Raw genomic sequence first — 15,852 nt, forward strand, 5'->3', positions numbered from 1 at the left:
CTCAGCAAGGTTTATTTTATTTTGATGAACAGTCAAATGTTCGTTGTTAATTTCATATCCAATTCGTGGTTCTTTTTCAATGTAGTAGTTTGTGTCATTGTAAGTTGCATCAAACTCATTCAAGAACACTATATAAATAAGTTTAAAACGATTAGTTTTAAATAAAAACTTATCAAACTCATCGGGAAAACCAAAGAAAAAAACATTAAGGTATTTGGTTGCTTTTCTCTTATCTTTTAATCCATTGTAATAGTCATTCGCTTCTCTCCGTTGCTTTTCATACTCATCATAGAAAAAGTTTTTTTTACTTTCATCCCACCCTGAAACATCTATTTCAAGTTTATATGCCTGCTTAGTACCTTTCTTTCTGGCTAAAAAAGTAAGGTAATAACAATCCGACTTTCTCTCCAGACGTATATTGGATTGGATTTTACCAAAGTAAATTGCCGGTTTGTTATATCTAATACCTTCTCTATAAATAATTAACTGGAAAGTATCTTTATAACTTCTAACCCCATAAGGGGGGATTGATAACAATTCATACCGATTATCACCATTAACGTAGTAGTCTACTACCGGTTTGATACTCGAGGAAGATACTGGATGTGCTTTATCCTCCGACTCTTTTTCATCATCTCGCACCCGCTGATCAGGCCCTCTTCTAGAAGTAACGCTCTTTCTTTCAGGTACATCGAGTCTCAGAAGAGATATAGCTAATGCCGGTGGTGAGTTATGCTTTTTATCACCTTTTGATTTATGCTTATTTTCATTCTTAGGATCATGAATCTCGCATCCAGGCTTATGATCTTCTTTATATCGGAAGTATGATTGATTTAAATTTGTTTCTTTGTAACTACATGGTGTAGCCAGTATCCTGCACTTGTCATAGGGGCATTCAAAGGTGGTTGTTCGTATATAGAGATCATTCATTCCCCTGAGATCATGACCGTGAACAATCTCACCATTAATAGAATCCTTTGCAATTGTCACACTCTCCCCTTTGATAAAATCAATCTATCATTAGATTCTAACTTCATATTTTAATTGAACAAAGTAATGGTATCGCTCGATGATACTGTCGATTGTTCAAGTAAATGAATCAGCGAATTCAAATTACAGGCAGCCTGTTGCGATTTCACTGCACCAACTACAGACGTTGCTTTTCAACCAAGAGAGCGCTGGCGAATGTACTGGTAGTGCGCCAGGCGCTCGTATTCAGTTCCCTATTTACAGGTATTTTCTCTTTTTTGCATCCAGTCTACTCAATGAATAAACGGTGAAAAAGCTCTGGTTAGTATTCTCCTTAATGGCTCAGGAACATCATTCCAGTCATCCCCCCAGCGCTGCGCTTCCTGAAATGCCTTAAATGGTTTTTCACTACCTGGAGCAGGATACCCCAGCAGATCCTCAACGCACTCTTCCAGCATGATAACTTTACTGGCGTCCCCAACAGCAGCAGCAATCGGAGCATTGAAAACCTCAGCTCCAGGAGTGCCACCATCACGATCATGGATAACAAAAAAATCGACATCCAGCGCGCTAAGATACTTCACCAGGCCGATAATTGCAGCCTTACCACGCGCTTTAACCAGTTCTGTTGATGCAAGTAACTTATTTCGCATCACTTGCGGCATTCTGCGGATAGCTTCCTTGATAATGACTTCCTCTGTATCGCCTTCGACAACAACAACCTTTCGGGTAAAAAAGATCCTCGATACATGATCATCCAGCTTAATCAGCATTTTTATCTGATCTTTATCATTATCCTGCAGGGCTTTAAATTTTTCTGTTACTGATAGTGGGTAGACAGTTGTATGCGAATTATCATAATGGAATCGGTTAAGTACTTGCCGGGGCTTCCTTGACAGGTCAATCAAATAAGGTGAATGTGTTGTCGCTATTATTTGTGACTGGCCATCTGACAGTTCATAAATCAAATCTCTCATCTGGTTTGCTGCACTGGGGTGTAAATATATTTCTGGTTCTTCAAACCCAATAATGAGACTTCTGGTTGCAGCATCATCCTTACCTTTTTTTCTCAACCATTGCTGCCGAAATCTCAGTAATCCAAATACAGCAGCCCGAATCATTCCGGTACCCTGATTTGACACGCATGTTCTGATGTTACTCGACATTTCAACCGAGAAGGAGGGGAGAAGTACGTTATCAGGGTCAGATAAATCAGCCGTAGCATATATCTTTGATTCAGGAAAAACTCCGCTTAATACACCGTTAAGCTCACCCATCATCACGCCAAACTCTGAAGTTTCATCTGCAGGATCTAATTCTTTCGCAAGTGCATTCAGGGATTCCTGCGCCTTTCTGTAATTTTCTGAATTACCACGCACATCTTTGAATAGTTCATTCAGCGTTTTCTGTAAGGCCCCCGTTTTGGTCTCAATTTCATGAGAAGCTGATTCTGCTGGTATTAATAAAAATGCAGGCAACCGGGACAGCACAACTCCAGCAATTCCACCTGGGTTTTTATCCCAAATTTCTTCATCATCAGAAACGTCCCATAATTCATCAATGAGTTTTAGTTTTTCTTTGTCAGCCGCATTTAGTTTTTTGGCTGGATCCGGAAAATATTCAGATATAAGTTCGGAATTAGCCCCTGCTTCAATCAGGTCAGATGCTCTGACTGCATTTTCAAAACGCGGGTTAAGTTTTCTTGAAAGAGACTTCAATTCAATGACGGCATCATTACCAGGCTCATATGTTTTTCTGTAGATCAGTGACTTTCCTGTTTCACCGCTATCCCCAGCATCATAATCGAATATCCTCCCCTTAAATCCCCTCCATTGCAATGCCTCATCCGGCACATTCCTGAATTCAGCCTCAAGTATAATTGACTCAGTTGCTATTTTATTTTCACGTGAATCATCAAGTTCACAATAGAAACAATCAACATCCATCTTCTTTTTATCCGAAAGCAACCATTCAACAGCTTTCAGTACAGAGCTTTTACCAGCATTATTAGCACCAATTAAAAATGTGGCATCGCCAAATTTTATTTCTGCAGACTGGATACGTTTAAACCCATTTACTTTAAGACTATACAACTTCATAAAAATACTCCCTTAATGAGATTCCTGTTAACCGCTCAATGATTTACATCAGTCACGATGTTTTTCCTGCGCCAGCATATAGACTTGAGCCCGGAGATGCTGCTCAGCCTGCTGAATCTGCTGCTGACGCTGCGGAGAGTCTTCAGGGAGCAGTTTCAACTGCCGAAGCTGTTCTTCCACCGGCACGGTCTGCCGGAAGCTTGTCAGCATCCCAAAGATCTGCGATTTAAGTTCACTGACGGTGATGTATTTTCCCTTCTGACCATCAAGTGTATTCAGTTTATCGGCAAGAGCCTGAAGCTGCATCATACCTTCATGCCAGCCGTTCGTTTTATCGGCAGGAAGTACTGATATATTAATCTGTTGTTGCCACTGTTGTACCAGGGTCTTAGCCTGTTCCGGCCACAATACCTGAACCTGTTCGATGAGTTTTCTGCTGTATGCAATATCCCAGTCAGGCGGCAACTTATCCAGGCGGGCAAGCTGCTGCTGAGTCTGTGCGATAAGGTCCTGCGGTAACGGAGTCCGCTGACGCAAAATCCCCAGTTGTTCAGACGTGAGAGGTGCAGGGAACGGAGCCAGTGAAGCTGCAAGCCGAGTCTGTAAAGGGTCTGGACGGTGAAGAATATGCCAGCTCCATACCGTTACTGCACTTACCACCAGCATGGTACACATCCCGGCGACTAAGGATTCCCATTTTTTTACCGGAGTGGGCACTGCTGCCAGCACCTCAACATTCGGCTTCTGTTCCGGTTGCGCGACATATACCCACTTCACTGCACTCTCTGGCGTATCTTCATCCGGACCACCAGCAAAGTCTCTCGTGGATGCTGTCGCAGCATTCATCACGGTGGCCGACAACACAATACCTGGCTGAATGTTCGACCCCGTGCTGGTTATGCCATCGCTGTTTTCCAGCCGGACAGCACTGTTGTGCATCATAGTACGCAATGTATCGAGCTGGCTCAGATGCTTAAGCTCCAGGCGCTGCAGTACCTCTCCCAGTCCGGTAAGTAGTTGCTCAGCCCGGTACAACTGGCTGAGGTCACAGTAATTCAGCGGCAGCGAGCGCATTCGTTGCTGCAGGCGCTGACTCAGACCGCTGAGGATTTCCATGCGGGCATGGACAGGCTGAGGCCACAGCGCCCCCCACTGATGACTTATCAGCGCCTCGAGTATCGTCAGCCCTTCATTGAGCCCGAATAAGCCGGCCAGTTGCGTACGCGCAAGCGTATACCAGGCTGCCGTTTGCAGTTCCACGCCGTTCTGCTCAAACAGTGAGAAACAGAGTTTTTCGGCATAACGCCAGTTCACATCCGGGCGAGCCGGATGTGTCAGCTTACTCAGTTCATCACGCAGGGTGGCATAATCCAGTAGCGTGCGCGGGTCTCCGCCGGTTTTGATTTTACGCGGGGTGATGTCATTCATGACCGGTTGTCCATTTGACGTATAAGGAGCGATTGAAAGTGATTGCTTATGCGGCTTCGCTTTCTGCATATCGGAGACTCTGCAGATACTGTAGCGCCACCGGGTCAGCAATATATTCAACCTGCCCATGGTGACGCTCAACCTCATCGATAATTTTGCTGAGTTCAACCCGGAAAAATTCCTTACGCAGGTTAACCCGGTTAATCCGGTAACGCTCCAGATGGTCGTGAAGTGTCTTTTCAAGCGCAGGAGCGTCATCGCAGGAAATCATAGCGTGGACGTCAAAATCAAACGGCACGGCTGCCCCGCTCAGTTCTTTCACACGCTCCATAGGCTCCAGCCGTCGGGTCATACCGATTTTGAAGACGTTTTCACCGAAGGAGCCGATATTCGAAATCACATACACGTGTCCCTGTTTCGTGAGCTGGGCCATAGATTTGGCGCGTTCATACTGCTGATGCACGTCCTGGATTTTCTGCTCCAGCTCCAGACGCTGTCTTTCCAGCTCTTCCCGGTGCGCACCTTCAGCAGCGAGAAGGGCTTCTTCCAGTAAACGCTGCTGCTCAGCAAGGCGTTGCTCCTCCTCTTCCGCTTCGCGCTGCTGCTGCTCCAGCTCATCCTGTCGCTGTTTCTCTTCCCGCATCTGACGCTTGAGCTCAGCCTGATATTCTTTTTCTTCCTGCGCTTTTTCCAGCAGGGCGACCTTATCCAGAAACTGCTGTTTTACGCCTTCCCAGTCGGCGTTATCCTCAAGTTCCAGAAAGGTGATTTTCTCGCTGATGGCCGCGTAAGCCTCTCTCTCCTTCCTGAGCTGGTCGTACTTACTTTGCCAGTTATTTACCGTGGTGCCGGAAAGCAGGGTTTTGACTTTGAATTTATACGCGGAGTCCACAATACGCTGCAGTGCGCGGGAGGCTTTGTTTCTGGCATTGTGAAAGTCATCCCACTGGCCGGAAAGCTGTTTCTTTTCCTGATACAGACCGCGAGCTACTTCAGTACTGACAGTTTCCTCAAAGGCTTTATTTTTCTGTGCCAGGTCCGACACGGCCTGTTCAAGCTCCGCTGTTTTCCTCCGAAAGCCCCGGTAAATGAAAACCCGCATTATCAGCGCAACGGCTATCAGTAAGCCAAAGAACAGACCGATGATTCCGGCCGGATTCGACACAGACTCAATAAATCGCTCATTAAGATTGATTAATGCTCTTACCGCGACATAAACACCCCAGGCAATTGCGCCAAGAATAACCAGGATGATACCTGCTGCATTGTCATCTTTTTTTCTTCTTGCCATGTTTTATTTCTTTCCTTTCTTATGTTTACCCTGACGATTTAATATGAATAATGGGAAGAGAATCTTTTCCATATCGAATTAATACTGATTCCCAGAGCAAATCGGTAAATGAGTGTATCCGGGCTTGCTGGCCATATAGAGGGGAGCGCATGTGGGCTGTCGGGGTTGGGTACTGACCGACTCGTCGTTTTCTGCAACACTTTGCGGCTCCTGCTTTTTCGCAGTTGTCACTTTTTTCATTTTAGCTTTGCGAGTGGAAGTAGACGGTCTTAACGGATTGCTGGCTTCTGAGGAACCATACCCGGAACAAAATCGTTTCGACTGACTCAGACTCCCGTCATTACAGACAAAGCTGCCATCCGAAGTGCAGTGCGCTATACCGCCTTTTGAACCTGAGCAGGGCTGCCTTCCACGCGTAGCATCGGCTTGTGCCGTAAACAGTACCCCTGAGACCAGAAGAAAGATTAATTTTCTCATTTCCATATCCGTTATTTATTTCGTTATTTTATTTCTCTGTTCTCCGTCAGCCATTAACTGTTTCGCCAGGTAATTATGCAATGACAGACAGGCAAACAAACTATTACTCATTCCGGCTCCGCTATGGAAGAAGCGCCAGAATCAAACCAAAAAATATGCTCTCATCAAAACTCTGCCCGGAGGGGGATAAAGCACCAGGCGGAGTAAAGGTCCAGTTGTTCACCGTGCCTGACCGCATAAATAATCGCCCCAGAGGCGTCACGAGTCTTCCATTATGGAAGGTCGCCTCCACGCACCCGGTTACACCCTGACCATAAAGGAATACCGGCACAAATTTTACAGACCGGTCGTCGATACGCAGAACGAGAGCATCAATATCAAATACTCTCCCCTCAACCAGCAGGTCCGTAACAGATGTACTGTACGCCTCCACGCTCAGTCCGGTACTTTCCAGCCACGCGTCCATCTGCTCCTGAAGTTGAGTCATTCGCAGACAAAACTCTGCAATATCGGCCTGAGTCTTGCTGACAGATGCAGCCGGAGCAGACTGTCTGGTCTGCAGTTTTTCGAGAAACTGTGATTTTACTGACATGGTGTTATCTGACCTTACAGGCGGGTTGCTGTGCTGAGATACTGCTGTTGCTTCAGATGTCTCAGCATCACTCGTCCCTCGGGCATAAACTCGGTGCCATAGCGTACGAGGCCAATGCCCTTCAGCTCAGCATCAATGGCATAACGCAACTCACCGGGGGCGTTTTGCTCCAGCAGGACGACAGTAATTTTTTTCAGACGCGGCTCATATTTGAGCAGGACGGCAGACAGGGTCCCCATCAGCTCATGGGCCGTACCCGGCATGCCTTGCAGGATTTTGGTCATATCCGGCAGGCCATAATCCGGCAGATGCGCCAGCGTGCCGGCGCGACAGTTGAGGATGCGCTGCATGTTATCCAGTACCGAGAGAATGGCCTGGTTTTGTTCACTGACCTGATGGAGATCGAGGCCAACAGTGAAGTTGCCGTAGAGCGTTTCATAGAGTGAAGGACGGGAGGATTCACTCATCTTTTAGCGCCTGCAGGGTCAGTCGGTTGTTCCCCGCCTCAATAACGCGGGCTTTATCCGGATCAAGATCATCGCGGCTCAGTACCACCCGCCAGGTGTTGTTCACCTGGTCCGGTGACATAAACATGCCAGCTACTGCCACATACTGCGCACTCTCTTCCATCGGCATATCAACCGTCACTGCCCCGCCCGGCTGCAGGCGGATATCTTTCTCAGCTACCAGGTCTGCTTTAATGGCCTGGCTGTCCGCCTTGAACAGTGACGGGTAGTCTGTCGTGTCAAATGTTTTCCGGTCTTTGAGCTGGTAAATACGCACTACTGTGGACAGTGCCACGCCACCCGCATTGCTGTTGACGGCCTCGCGGGCGTGAATATCCAGATGCAGGTTTTTTATCTGCTTATAAAAAATCGATTTGGTCACGGCAACAGTGCCGTCTGTCACTTTTTGAGTCAGCCCACAGCCCGCCAGTATCAGTGTGATACCAACGGCCAGCGCAGCCAGAGGAAATTTACCAGCGGTAATCGCCATCTTCATCGGTCTCCCTGCGGTGAATATTTTCCTGTACCCGTTCATAGCGGCCAAGATTGATGGTTATAGTGTTGGGGTGCGTTACTGTGTTCGCCGCATTCAGCGGCCGCATCACAGCGGTGCGGCCCAGTTGGACTGCTCCGGCGTTGGGTTTAGTGCTCATTGTCGCGTCCGGAAGCAGGCTACGGTCGACACACAGCTGCAGGCGGACATCCAGGCGAGACCCAAGATACACATGCAGCAGCGCCATTAAATCCGTGTGAAGCTCCCCGCCCGGTAACCAGCCCAGCACTTCTGCCGTGTCAGTGGTGACCAGTCGCATCAGTATCTGGCTGTTCACGTCGGTGGCATAGTTGCCCATCACCGGGCGGTTTGTCAGGGTGACGGGCTGGCTGACGCTCATGGTCAGCGGCTTCTTCAGCGGCACACGGCGTTTGTCGTGGTGCCAAATTTTCGCCTGCGTGTTGGGTGCCAGCAGGCGCACCAGCGAGGCCATGCCTTCTGCGGTTCGTCCGGGCAACAACATGACCGGCAGCAGTGACAGAAAGCGCGAAGCCGGGGTTGAGATACTGTCCGTACAGCCTTCAATACCGAGTCCGGCCAGCCCCAACAGGTACTGCGAGGTTTTGTCCTTACCGCCTTCTTCGAAAGTCGCCGGATATGAATATTTACGCCAGATACGGTAGTACTGAGCAATCAGCCGGTGGTTGAAGATATCGAGGAAATCCGCGGTGGCCTCATACCCTTCCCGGCGCTGGGTGATGTCATCGATATAGTGCGTTGGCAGAGGTGACTCCACGCCGTAGAGCCCCATAAAGGTGGTACGGATTGTGGGTGGAAGGTGCGGATGTTCAGGTAGCTCTGCCCCTTTGATCTCAGAGGCCGGAAAACCCATGCCCGGATGGGGCCGAAAACGTACCGGTTCATGACGTACCTGCCAGCTGCTGCCGATAACCGGTTTATCCGCCTGGCTCTGCTCCAGTAACTGGCAGAAGCGATAAAAGTTCATATACGGCAGGTACTGCCGTAACTGCGCCATCAGCCGGGCAGGCGTGGACTGTGATTCTCTTTCCACCGGATGCATTTTCCTTCTGGCTGAACGATGAGGGTGAGCTGGTTGAACTGGTTCATATCGGCATACAATGCAAAGAACCGGTTAAGCATTTCACCGAACAAATGAATATCGCCCTCACCGGTGAAACCATTACTGTCGAGGGTCACTTCGATATCCAGCCCGCGCAGCAGAAAGCCCTGCTCAAAACGTTGCAAGCGGTGGTGCTCCACATGCAAAATCGCCTCCAGACGCCGGATGTTCAGTTCATCTTCCTGCCAGTTATAAAGCGCCAGCGTCCCGCGCAGCACTTCGGCGGTGCTCATCATGTTCAGGAAACCGGAGCCGAGGTGGCTCAATACCCGCCAGTGGAAACGGTCTTCCGCTGGAGGATAGACAGGCAGCGTGGGCTTGCAGAGGTTACACACAGAAAGCTGCGTATCCACCACCTGCTCGCAGCGATCCAGTAGCGTGCTCTGCAATGCCCGACGCGGCAACTGGCCGTTAGTACCGGTGATTTGCAGCGACACGGCTTCACGTTCAAATAACCGGTCATTTTCCCACTGATGTCCCCCCAGGATAAGCCAGGTATCATACAGCCCGGTCACGCTGCGTTTCACTCGGGTATGGTAGTAGCGCGGTGGCGCATGACGACGCATCATCCCTCCTTTATGGCGGAAGCTGCTGAACGGCACGTACTCCGCATCGTTGGCCCGGTTGGAGCCGGTAACCGAATCCACCGAGTAAATCTCGGTATGCCCGTCCTGCAGCCGCTTAGGGCGCAGCAGGTACTCACTTTCAAGCCCGGTGATAGTGAGCGGGTCCGCCTCCAGGGTGAACAGGTTAATCACCGGCACACAGTGCAGACGAACCGCCTCATCGGTGATCGGCAGGTCTGATGGCCACGGCGTACTGAGCACAACTTCAATATCGAAGTACTCCACTCCGGCAGGCGGCGTAATACCGTCCAGGCCATTGAGGTGGACAAACATAAACTTGTCGCGAAAGGTGAAATACTCCAGCAGCAGCTGGTAGCCACTGAACGCGGTATCACCTTTTGGCCACAGCCCATCCTCCTCCGCAAATCCTCCCGGCGAGAAGTACCCGTCAAGGCGTATGCGGTCGGTCTGGCCGGGCAGGCGCATGTAGAGTGCCGCCTGCCGTTTGGTCAGCATCAGATGCAACTGGCTGCTGACGGGGGCATCTGCACCGAGATACAGGCTCAGGCGACTGAGATCAGCACTGGACCAGTCAGCCTGGCTACTGCAGGTAAAGCGCATCCGCAGCAGAGAGCGACCATCGGGTTCGGTGGTCATAGTGATGCCAGAAACGCTCAATGGATTGATCATCACATCCTGCGTGGTGCGGTATCGACACACTGTGTTCTTCGGCCCCATCGGGCGGGAATACACTTCCAGCCCCGCAGGCACGACTTCCGCCATTTTCATCTCATGAAAAGACGGGGTGAGTGCCACTACCGAAAGCGACGGGATGGTGCGCAGATAGTGCGGCCAGAGCATGCTAACCAGTCCTTCGGTGAGTTCTGGCAGGTCATCGTCTATCTTTTCACGCAACCGCCCCATTGAGAAAGCAAAGCCTTCAAACAGACGTTCAACGTAGGGATCGGGGGTTCCGGCCTTATCCAGATCAAGCATCGCGGCACGGTCCGGATGGGCCCGGGCGAATTCTTTGGCGGCTTCACGGAGGTAGCGCATTTCTGCGTCGTAATAACGCAGGGTCAAATCTTCCATTTATTTCTGTTCCTGTGGATTTAACCGCAAAGCACGGCGGCACGGGCGGGTTTCATCCGGCTCGTTTTCAGCAAACCTGACTATCAGCCGCAGCGCTCCGGTGGTGCGCATCGCATCGATCCTGGCCACTTCCGGGTACAGGGAAAGCGAGTCGGTCATACGCGATCCTGCCAGCCATTCCAGTGCCGTCTTACGGCTGCGGTCACGCTGCGGGTGCAGCCAACTGTCCCACTGCGCCACACGCTCACAAGTGGTGGCAAGCAAGGGAGCCTGTTCTGCCAGGCAGGCACTGAGCAAGGCATTAAGCGTACTCATCAGTACGCCTCTCTGTCGTCACTGGCCGTATCTGTCGCTGGGTCTGATGGTACGATCCCGGTGGTGCTGAAGATGGTTTCCGGGAGGCGGAAATTACGCAGATTCAGTAGTGCCAGTGGTCCCTCTCCAGCTTCGGTTCGCAGGGTATAATTGAGCGTACGGCCGTCCTGTACCTTCCAGCTCAGGCTGTAGCTGCTGCCGACACCCGGGTAAGCACTGACGGCGGCTTTATCGAGCAGTCGGATCCAGCCCCATGCACCTGGAATGTCGGCGTACTGGCGAGTGCCAGCCTGAGTGCTAATCCAGCTCAGGTTCGCCCCCGGAGCCTCTGTATCCGCAGGCCAGGCGAAGCGCTTCCACGCGGGCATCTGGTTCACGTAGGTCAGCCTCTGGCTGTCGATAATCATGTCCGTCTGCATCACACCATCGGCAGTGCCCGGGCGCAGTTCGAAGTTCATGCCGGCATTACCTTCGGTGAAGGCGACATCCGAGATATGACTCAGGGTGTTGATGGCATTGAGGAACGCTGGGTTAAAGGCCAGTCCCTGAGAGTTGATGCTGTCCGGCACCCAGTGGTTGCCCTCTTTGTGCAGCACGCCTTTGAGACGGGTCTGCAGGAACTGCGCGATGCGCCCGGAATCCGCGTTAAGGTATTTAGCCAGCAGCGGCAGAGAAACATCGCTGCTGGAATTGTTAAACGGATAGCGTCCACCAAAGGCACTGTTCCATTCAGCCACCACCGCCTTCTGCCACTGGGTATTGAGGCTGTCGGCCGCCGGGGTCAGCACCTGCTGCCAGGCCTGCTCCATTGGGGTCACAAACACCGTGCGCCCAAAGCCGCTCCACTCCTGCCCCAGACCGGCGGCAATCAGGCTGCCATAATCACGGGTCTCCGTCAGATCCACGGCTTTGCCCTGGAATACCGTCTGAGCAATGGTCTGGGTCATAGCCTGCGGGTCGGCGGCATTGGTCACCTGCTGCAGGCGCAGACGCACCTGTGTCACGCGGGTTAGGTATGACTGCAGGCTCTGCTCCTGGGAACCCGTACGGCCTTTGTCCATCAGCGCCAGCACCGGACCAAAGGTCGCATCCAGCGGACCATGAACGCCGGCACTCTGGTCAATGGCAGCCTGGTTGTCACCACCGAGCAGATTTTTCGCTGATTTCACCAACGAATCCGAAATCGCCTCCCCGCTCTGCCCGGTGCAGCCCTGCACGTTAAGGGTATTCATCAAGGCGACCAGAGGTGACTGGCGCACATCGGCCATCAGGGTCAACTGGTCAATGGAATCTGACAACGTCGCGGCCTGGTTCCAGCGCAGACTGTTGAGGAACGCCAGCCAGGCCCCGCTAAAGTCCGCGAAGTAGCGTTCCGTCAGACGTTTTTTCAGCGCTTCCGGGGAGGTCTCATCCTGTGTACTGACCTGACGCTTGCTGTCAGTGAGCACCCAGTCGAGCTCATCCCGACGCGCCTTCACCACCTTTTCGATGGCTGGCTGCACGGCCTGCTCCCAGGCCTGCCGGGTAAACATGCCTGGCACGATTTCGGTGGTGCTGAACAGGCGGGCAGCATCAGTATCCCCGGTCATGTCTTCGAGACGCATATCGACATACAGGTGCGCCACCTGCGAGAGCATCTTCTGATAGAGGGTCGATTCGCTATTCCGCACGCCCATCAGGCGAACCAGAAGCGAACGCGCCTGGCTGACCATGCCCTCATCAGCACGGAGCTTCCACTCCGGATGCATCACCAACTGCGTACCATAGAATGACAGCAGCGACGGAGCCATCCCTTGCCAAACGCCGTCTTTCACGCCATCTCGTCTTGGCCAGTCGTGCAGCAGCGCCGAACTAAACCAGACCGCATCCATGTGTTCCGGACGCGCCAGCATCAGGTAGAGCTTAAGCTGGTCATAGGTGGTTTTTGCCATCTGCTCACGCCGCGGGCTGCCCGGTGGCAACGCATTAAAGGCACTGAGCTGAGCCAGCAGGTGAACAGCGGCGGCATCACGCAGCAAAGGTTGTGCGCTGTCCTGATAACGTGGCCACAGTGCCGCCAGCAGCCCAGTGTTCTGACTCAGCCCGGCCTGCTCATACCACGGCACGCCATGCTCAGCGCGGTATTGCAGACGGGCCAGGGTTTTCTGGAGTTCAGACAGCGCATGCAGCCGCTGCTCCAGCGGCTGATTCTGTCGGGCGGCAAGTGCGGCCTGAACATTTGCACTGTCAATCTGGCTGCGGTTGGTGACATATGCGATGCACATCCACGCGGCCCAGCCCACCATTGTCAGGGCGACAGCAGACCCACACACTTTGCGCCATGGAATACCCGGCTTGCGCGGACGCAGTCCGACAGGGAGCATCCGGACAGACTCAGGCAGAACATCCCAGCGCTTATCCATGCCCCAGTGGTGCTTCACGGCACGTTCGGCACCAGCAGAAAGCTGACTGAATACCACGCCGGCCAGCGGCAGCGGACGGTATGGATTGAGCATTATCGACAGCGGCGCAATCACGCTCTGTGGCTCGCGGATGAGCTGGTCGGCCAGCGTCAGCAGGAAGTTATGTTTCACCTCACCGCAGGTCTGCTGTAGACCTTGTAAAATCAGTTCCGGCGTCAGGGTGGAGAGTTGCTCTGCCAGCCCTTCGGTACGGCAACCGGCAGGCAGCAGGCAGCCTGTCGCCTGCACAATGCGCCCTTCCGGCTTACCGGCGCGCGGATGCAGGGACCAGACATACAGTGGGAGTTTCCAGCCAAGCGCTTCCATACGCGCACTAATGGCATGAGAGAAGGAATCCATGGTGCTTTCAGACGGTACCGGCAGCGGCTGTTCCAGGTCTGATGCTGAGAGCTGGTCAAAAGCTGAAGTGACCCACACCAGTCCATCTGCCGGGCGACGGCGCAGTTTACGCAGTGCGGTCAGCCAGGCACTGTCCGCTGGCGTATTGAGGTCACCGCCCCACAGCAACAGTGTGCCGCGGTCTTCCTGCCAGAACTGAGTTGTAAGGCCCGGAGTCAATTGCTCCACTTCAGCGGCAGTGCCGGTTATCAACAGGATACGGGTTTTACGTCCCCAGCGCCGGCCGTAGAGGTTACGCATGGTGTCACGGACGGTATCAACGGTGACATTGCGTGGCGGAGTCCGGGCAACTCTTGATTCATCAGAAGGCAACGCATTGTTCTTCTGTTCCTGCCAGCGATGATACCTTTCCTTCATAAACCGGAACATGAACGGCGTATAGAAAACAATCAGCAGGACTATCCATACGGCAATGAATGCAAGCACTTGCATCGGTCGGGTATCAAGGCCATGCGAGGGGCCGAAATGAAGGATCAAGGCCACTATAATCGCTGAGATGCAGGCTATTATGCCGGCAAGCCCCCCTCTGCTCCATGTACTACCCGGCATCATTATTTTTACTCCCTGAGGTAACAGTACTGACAAAACGATCAGTACCTGAGGTAAACAACCCTAAAACAGGTTTGTTGCTGACGGACACGATATCGGCCAGTAATGAGGCTAGAAGCCACGCACTCCCGGCCCCTGGAATTCCGTTATATTTTTCCAGTACATCAATTTCCTGGGGCACCCACGGTGTCAGATGTGATTGAGACGCGGTCATTAGATCAGCAAACCCGTCATTCCAGTGCCCGTAATCACAGAACACGTTTGACGTCTGACAGGCGATCGTTTGTGTTTCGAGGAACAACCCCATATCAGCCCTGAAATTTGTCATGTCCAGCGGCATCGGTCGCAATATGCGGGCGGAGTGTGAAAGCTGGTATTTTTCAGCAACATCATCGCTGGTAAGTACCATCGCTGCGAGTGCATCGGAATACTGTTCAGCACCCTGACTCTGCAATATCAGGATCAAATCAATATCGAAAACGGGATTTTTAAGGCGCTCCTCGAGCCAGTCAAAAGAAAGGGCTTCACAACATGAGATCGAACCTGTTAGCTCACGCCCAAGATAAATTTTCCCCCATGATTTGCGAAACCGGGTCTCGAAGTCTGACGAAATCATGTCGCTCACAATGGTGACGTTGAATGGTACTGTCGCAGGCAACATTGATATCGCCTCTTGTACACCGGCCAGTCCCATTTCGAGCAAGGAGGTGGACGTCGTCGATTTCGCATCAAAATGGCAGGTCAGTGAAAGAAATTGCGGAGCATCTGCAGCATCTGATTTAGCAATGGCGTCAGAGGTCACTCCGGAAGGTAGCAGTATGCTGCTTCCAAGTACGGCCAGATAGCGTCCAGCCCATGCTTCCCACTGTTGCTGTCCGTATTCAGCCTCCTTCTGCAAAAAATGATGTTCATTGACTGTTCTTCCCCACAGCCACCCCCGCAAACAAAAAAGGAAAAACCAGCCAAGAACCGGGCTGGATACCAGCCACCAGATATTGAATACAGCCAGTGCGTTAACCATGCCTGACGCATGCAGAATAAACAGCAAAATACCCACAACCGCAGCAATACCACCTGCCAACAGCCATCCCATCAAAGATGGCTCAGGAGGCAACACCATTGTTGTTGCTTTCGTCCTTTCCCAGCCCATTGATTATCCTACAGTGCTGTTCTGAGCACTTGAAATTACAGTACAACCGCACTGACATTTGCAGCCATCGACCACAACAGCCCGCCCGTTAAATGTCCGGTGCGGTGATCCTTCCACGATAGGATTAGTTCCATGCCCTTCTACCGGGCAGTTGACCATATCACCCACTAACGCGGCTTTTTTCCCGTCGACAGTAATATTGGAAGAGGCGGAGATCACTTTTCCGCCATGAGAAGTTTTGTCACCGATCAATACGATGCCATTGGACATAATTAACACCTATATTTATTTAGCAGTTACCGTGCATTGATCATATTAAAATC

Annotated in this window: 13 protein-coding genes and 1 pseudogene; all 14 read right to left on the reverse strand. The window is 51.8% G+C overall.

The window, feature by feature from the left end; translation table 11 throughout:
* A partial coding sequence (locus tag QMN38_RS21410) for a hypothetical protein (protein ID WP_323605963.1) occupies nucleotides 1-990 on the reverse strand: 990 nt, incomplete at its 3' end.
* A 272-nt stretch (nucleotides 991-1,262) separates the two neighbouring features.
* Nucleotides 1,263-3,068 carry an ATP-dependent nuclease gene (locus QMN38_RS21415; RefSeq protein ID WP_323605965.1) on the reverse strand — a complete coding sequence of 602 codons (1,806 nt, stop codon included), beginning with the start codon at nucleotides 3,066-3,068 and terminating at the stop codon, nucleotides 1,263-1,265.
* 48 nt (nucleotides 3,069-3,116) lie between these two features.
* Nucleotides 3,117-4,496 (reverse strand): VasL domain-containing protein, encoded by a 1,380-nt coding sequence (locus QMN38_RS21420; protein WP_323605967.1) that lies wholly within the window; start codon nucleotides 4,494-4,496, stop codon nucleotides 3,117-3,119.
* 46 nt (nucleotides 4,497-4,542) lie between these two features.
* Nucleotides 4,543-5,787: a GIY-YIG nuclease family protein gene (locus QMN38_RS21425; RefSeq protein ID WP_323605969.1), complete on the reverse strand. Its 1,245-nt coding sequence runs from the start codon at nucleotides 5,785-5,787 to the stop codon at nucleotides 4,543-4,545.
* Between the two features lie 78 nt (nucleotides 5,788-5,865).
* A complete protein-coding gene (locus QMN38_RS27045) occupies nucleotides 5,866-6,264 on the reverse strand; it encodes a YdcA family protein (protein ID WP_416348273.1) in 399 nt (132 codons plus the stop codon).
* A 121-nt stretch (nucleotides 6,265-6,385) separates the two neighbouring features.
* Entirely contained in the window at nucleotides 6,386-6,856 is a 471-nt protein-coding gene (locus tag QMN38_RS21430; protein ID WP_323605971.1) for a hypothetical protein, read from the reverse strand.
* A gap of 14 nt (nucleotides 6,857-6,870) precedes the next feature.
* Complete coding sequence (tssE, locus tag QMN38_RS21435) at nucleotides 6,871-7,323, reverse strand: type VI secretion system baseplate subunit TssE (RefSeq protein ID WP_323605973.1); 453 nt, start codon at nucleotides 7,321-7,323, stop codon at nucleotides 6,871-6,873.
* Nucleotides 7,316-7,852 carry a type VI secretion system lipoprotein TssJ gene (gene tssJ / locus QMN38_RS21440; protein WP_271455668.1) on the reverse strand — a complete coding sequence of 179 codons (537 nt, stop codon included), beginning with the start codon at nucleotides 7,850-7,852 and terminating at the stop codon, nucleotides 7,316-7,318. Before tssJ ends, tssE begins: the two co-directional genes overlap by 8 nt.
* Nucleotides 7,833-8,936 carry a type VI secretion system baseplate subunit TssG gene (gene tssG, locus QMN38_RS21445; RefSeq protein WP_323605975.1) on the reverse strand — a complete coding sequence of 368 codons (1,104 nt, stop codon included), beginning with the start codon at nucleotides 8,934-8,936 and terminating at the stop codon, nucleotides 7,833-7,835. Before tssG ends, tssJ begins: the two co-directional genes overlap by 20 nt.
* The gene (gene tssF, locus QMN38_RS21450; protein WP_323605977.1) at nucleotides 8,891-10,654 is read right to left on the reverse strand and encodes a type VI secretion system baseplate subunit TssF; all 1,764 of its coding nucleotides are present in this window, start codon (nucleotides 10,652-10,654) and stop codon (nucleotides 8,891-8,893) included. The genes tssG and tssF overlap by 46 nt, the downstream gene beginning before the upstream one ends.
* A 27-nt stretch (nucleotides 10,655-10,681) precedes the next feature.
* A pseudogene (locus QMN38_RS21455) lies at nucleotides 10,682-10,969 on the reverse strand (hypothetical protein); the annotation flags it as partial.
* Nucleotides 10,969-14,382 (reverse strand): ImcF-related family protein, encoded by a 3,414-nt coding sequence (locus QMN38_RS21460; protein ID WP_323605979.1) that lies wholly within the window; start codon nucleotides 14,380-14,382, stop codon nucleotides 10,969-10,971. The gene QMN38_RS21460 and the pseudogene QMN38_RS21455, both read right to left, overlap by 1 nt.
* Entirely contained in the window at nucleotides 14,369-15,400 is a 1,032-nt protein-coding gene (locus tag QMN38_RS21465) for a hypothetical protein (RefSeq protein ID WP_323605980.1), read from the reverse strand. Before QMN38_RS21465 ends, QMN38_RS21460 begins: the two co-directional genes overlap by 14 nt.
* 132 nt (nucleotides 15,401-15,532) lie before the next feature.
* Nucleotides 15,533-15,799 carry a PAAR domain-containing protein gene (locus QMN38_RS21470; protein ID WP_323605983.1) on the reverse strand — a complete coding sequence of 89 codons (267 nt, stop codon included), beginning with the start codon at nucleotides 15,797-15,799 and terminating at the stop codon, nucleotides 15,533-15,535.
* Between the last annotated feature and the right edge of the window lie 53 nt (nucleotides 15,800-15,852).

This window comes from Citrobacter sp. R-1.5.2 (genome assembly GCF_035064245.1).
GTDB lineage: Bacteria > Pseudomonadota > Gammaproteobacteria > Enterobacterales > Enterobacteriaceae > Citrobacter.

Bases quoted from the DNA above. Each gene is read 5' to 3' on its own strand.
- QMN38_RS27045 (WP_416348273.1), bottom strand. From the start codon at position 6,264: ATGAGAAAATTAATCTTTCTTCTGGTCTCAGGGGTACTGTTTACGGCA.
- tssJ (WP_271455668.1), bottom strand. From the start codon at position 7,852: ATGGCGATTACCGCTGGTAAATTTCCTCTGGCTGCGCTGGCCGTTGGT.
- tssG (WP_323605975.1), bottom strand. From the start codon at position 8,936: ATGCATCCGGTGGAAAGAGAATCACAGTCCACGCCTGCCCGGCTGATG.
- QMN38_RS21460 (WP_323605979.1), bottom strand. From the start codon at position 14,382: ATGATGCCGGGTAGTACATGGAGCAGAGGGGGGCTTGCCGGCATAATA.
- QMN38_RS21430 (WP_323605971.1), bottom strand. From the start codon at position 6,856: ATGTCAGTAAAATCACAGTTTCTCGAAAAACTGCAGACCAGACAGTCT.
- QMN38_RS21425 (WP_323605969.1), bottom strand. From the start codon at position 5,787: ATGGCAAGAAGAAAAAAAGATGACAATGCAGCAGGTATCATCCTGGTT.
- tssE (WP_323605973.1), bottom strand. From the start codon at position 7,323: ATGAGTGAATCCTCCCGTCCTTCACTCTATGAAACGCTCTACGGCAAC.
- QMN38_RS21420 (WP_323605967.1), bottom strand. From the start codon at position 4,496: ATGAATGACATCACCCCGCGTAAAATCAAAACCGGCGGAGACCCGCGC.
- tssF (WP_323605977.1), bottom strand. From the start codon at position 10,654: ATGGAAGATTTGACCCTGCGTTATTACGACGCAGAAATGCGCTACCTC.
- QMN38_RS21470 (WP_323605983.1), bottom strand. From the start codon at position 15,799: ATGTCCAATGGCATCGTATTGATCGGTGACAAAACTTCTCATGGCGGA.
- QMN38_RS21415 (WP_323605965.1), bottom strand. From the start codon at position 3,068: ATGAAGTTGTATAGTCTTAAAGTAAATGGGTTTAAACGTATCCAGTCT.
- QMN38_RS21465 (WP_323605980.1), bottom strand. From the start codon at position 15,400: ATGGTTAACGCACTGGCTGTATTCAATATCTGGTGGCTGGTATCCAGC.